The sequence below is a fragment of the Natronospirillum sp. genome (assembly GCF_022565775.1).
In the GTDB taxonomy this organism is placed as follows: Bacteria; Pseudomonadota; Gammaproteobacteria; order Pseudomonadales; family Natronospirillaceae; genus Natronospirillum.
In genome coordinates, this window is sequence record NZ_JAIUMC010000168.1 from 1 (window position 1) to 2,869 (window position 2,869).

Genomic DNA, 2,869 nt, shown 5'->3' on the forward strand with positions numbered 1-2,869 from the left:
TCTCAGAGCGCTCAGTGGCTCAGAACCGTGACGAATTAACCACTCGGGACACTAGGCGGTAGCCTGATTGTGGTCAGTCCTCGATCCGCATCGAAAAATCGATGGCTCTGACGTGCTTGGTCAGGGCGCCGACCGATACGTAGCGGCTGCGGGCGTCTTTCAGGTGATCCAGACTGAAACTGCCGGATGATTCCAGGGGGATGTCGGTCGCAACAGCCTGCACCTTGCCCAGATCCTCTGCAGACAGTTCATCCAGCATGATACGGTCGGCGCCGGCATCCAGTGCCACCATGAATTCTTCGTAGGTTTCAACTTCGACAATAATCAGTTGGGTGGTGCGCAGTTCCCGTGCCCGCTCGATGGCCTGTTTTATGCCGCCGGCGGCGGCGATGTGGTTTTCCTTGATCAGGTAGGTGTCATAAAGGCCGAGGCGATGGTTTTCGCAGCCGCCGGCATAGACGGCGTATTTCTGAGCCAGACGCAGCCCGGGCAGGGTCTTGCGGGTGTCGAGTACAATCAGGTCATGTTCCGCGGCTGCCTTGGCATAGCGGCTGGCTTCGGTAGCCGTGCCGGAAAGCACCTGAATGAAGTTCAGGGCGGTGCGTTCGCCGGTCAGCAGGCTGCGGGCCGGGCCGCTGAGTTTGCAGATGATGGCGTCGGCGCGCACCGTGTCACCGTCCTCACAGCGCCAGTCAATGCTGACTTCGCGATCCAGTTGCGCAAACACCGTATCGACCCAGGGGCGACCACAGAAGACGGCAGGCTCCCTGACGATGATGCGGGCGCTGGCCTGCTGGTCTTCGGGAATCAATTCAGCGGTGACATCACCAATGCCATCGAGGTCTTCTTGTAATGCAAAAGCCACTGTGGCATCAATGTGATTCCGCAGGCGGTCCGCATAGGGGACGGGTAACAGTTTCATGAACAACACTTCCCGGAGAGCTAGGTTTTGACGCTGGGGCTGGCACTGCTGGTCAGCACGCTGTTGCTGCGCTGGCAGCCCTTTGGGTCGTCAGTGTACCCCATTGCCGAGCGCCTTGCGAAAGGGCGCGGTACGGCCCCCGTGCTGGTGCTGGCGTTCGCGGTCTTGCTCAGTGTGGCGGCCTGGTATCTGGAGGGATGGTGGCGCGCCGGACTGGCGCTGGGCATGTTGTTGCTGCTTTTCGCCGGGCGACCGCTGAAACCGGAGCAGGGTGGGGCTTTGGCCCCGCCGGAACAGGCGGAACTGCTGGCGCGCAGCCTGCGGCGCTATTTCGTACCCCTGCCGGTGATTGCGCTGGGGGGAATCTGGGGTGTGCTGCTGCTGTGGTGGCTGCGCTTTACGCCCCTGCCGGGTCGGCACCTGGTGAACCGTGTGCTGAATCTGCGTCTGGCACAACTGGTCGGCTTGCATTACAGTCTGGTCCGCCAGTCGCGCACCTCGCTGCAGTGGTCTCTGAGTCGCCCCGGGCCGGCGACCGGGTCCCTGTATGGTTGGTGCCTGCAGTTCGTTACCCGCACCCGGGAGGAGCTGGCATTTTCCGCACTGTGGAAGACGTTTGTCAGTCTGCGCTGGCAGTGGCTGGCCATTGCCATCCTGATTCGCTGGTGGCTGGGGGCCTAGTGCCAAACAGGGCATGCGTTGGGGTTGCAGCACGAACTATCACCCCCATATTGACACTCAATTTGAAAATTCCCCCTTTTGCAGGCTTCATAGTTGGCCGACGGCATTCAACAAACTACTGAGAGGACCAACACACCATGGCAGACACCCGACACGCCCGACTTCTGATTCTGGGCTCAGGCCCGGCCGGCTACACAGCGGCTGTTTATGCCGCGCGGGCGAATCTCGAGCCAGTTCTGATCACGGGCATGGAGATGGGCGGTCAATTGACCACCACCACCGATGTCGACAACTGGCCAGGTGATGTCGAAGGCCTGCAGGGGCCGGCGCTGATGGAGCGCATGAAGGCCCACGCAGAGCGCTTTGATACAGAGGTCATCTTTGATCATATCCACACGGCGGAACTGACGCAGCGTCCGTTCACTCTGAAGGGCGACCAGGCGGTCTACACCTGTGATGCCTTGATCATTGCCACCGGCGCCAGTGCCAAGTACCTGGGGCTGGACAGCGAGTCGGCGTTCATGGGGAAAGGGGTGTCGGCCTGTGCCACCTGTGACGGCTTCTTCTATCGCGGCAAGGAGGTGTGTGTGGTCGGCGGCGGCAATACGGCCGTTGAAGAGGCGCTGTATCTGTCCAATATCGCCAGCAAGGTGACGGTCATCCATCGTCGAGACCGCTTCCGCTCGGAGAAGATTCTGGCCGACAAGCTGATGGAGAAGGCGCGTACCGGCAATGTGGAGATCCTTTGGGATCATACACTGGATGAAGTGCTGGGCGACGAGATGGGCGTCACCGGCGTGCGTATCAAGCATACCGACAGCGCCGAAACCCGGGAGTTGAACCTGGACGGCGTGTTTATCGCCATCGGCCACCAGCCCAACACCTCGCTGTTTGACGGCCAGTTGAATATGGCCGGCGGCTATATCAAGGTACAGAGCGGCTCCGAGGGCAATGCCACCCAGACGAGCATCCCGGGTGTGTATGCGGCCGGTGATGTGATGGACCATGTGTATCGGCAGGCCATTACGTCCGCCGGTACCGGGTGCATGGCGGCGCTGGATGCCGAGAAGTTTCTGGATGACCTTGAGGGGGTCTGAAGGCCCCTTTATACAAGGCGGCTGACGCCGCCAAGCGCGGCCAAGGCACGCGCCTACACTGTACCACCCTGCAGACGCGTGCCGGGGCCGCCGGACGGCGGTGTACTCAGCCGCAGACCGTCTCCGCACATGGATGTGCGGAGTCGAGCTGTCAGGGATGACGTTTTTT

General features: G+C 61.2%; 3 protein-coding genes. 2 read left to right on the plus strand and 1 reads right to left on the minus strand.

Features of this window, described 5'->3' with window-relative positions; genetic code table 11:
- Positions 1–73: 73 nt before the first annotated feature.
- A complete protein-coding gene (gene nadC, locus LAT62_RS16270) occupies positions 74–922 on the minus strand; it encodes a carboxylating nicotinate-nucleotide diphosphorylase (RefSeq protein WP_293386283.1) in 849 nt (282 codons plus the stop codon).
- A gap of 27 nt (positions 923–949) precedes the next feature.
- On the opposite strand from nadC, the gene LAT62_RS16275 reads away from it, so the two are divergent.
- Both LAT62_RS16275 and trxB read left to right on the plus strand, forming a co-directional pair.
- Complete coding sequence (locus tag LAT62_RS16275) at positions 950–1,603, plus strand: hypothetical protein (RefSeq protein WP_293386285.1); 654 nt, start codon at positions 950–952, stop codon at positions 1,601–1,603.
- Positions 1,604–1,740: 137 nt separating this feature from the next.
- A complete protein-coding gene (gene trxB, locus LAT62_RS16280; RefSeq protein ID WP_293386287.1) occupies positions 1,741–2,700 on the plus strand; it encodes a thioredoxin-disulfide reductase in 960 nt (319 codons plus the stop codon).
- Positions 2,701–2,869: the final 169 nt, after the last annotated feature.